The organism is Parafrankia sp. Ea1.12 (assembly GCF_900465275.1).
In the GTDB taxonomy this organism is placed as follows: domain Bacteria; phylum Actinomycetota; class Actinomycetes; order Frankiales; family Frankiaceae; genus Parafrankia; species Parafrankia soli.
On record NZ_UBIZ01000491.1, the window covers coordinates 1 to 241 of the forward strand.

Here is a 241-nt window from a genome sequence, read left to right on the forward strand (position 1 = left end):
TCGTGCGCGACGGCCGCGACGCCCTCGGTGTCGAAGACGTCCCCGCGCGGGTTGCCGATCGTCTCGCCGTAGAAGGCCCGCGTCTCGGGGCGTACCGCGGCCCGCCAGGCGTCAAGGTCGTCCGGGTCGTCGACGAACGTGGTCTCGATGCCCAGGTCGGCCAGGGTGTGGCGGAACAGGGCGTACGTTCCGCCGTAGAGCGACGCGGACGACACCAGGTGGTCGCCGGCGGAGGCGAGGT

The 241-nt window shown here is 72.6% G+C and carries 1 protein-coding gene; it reads right to left on the bottom strand.

Translation table 11 applies throughout. The features are described 5' to 3' along the window. Positions 1-241, bottom strand: a 241-nt coding sequence (locus tag FMEAI12_RS29215; RefSeq protein WP_200835451.1) for a PLP-dependent transferase, incomplete at both ends; no start/stop codon positions are given.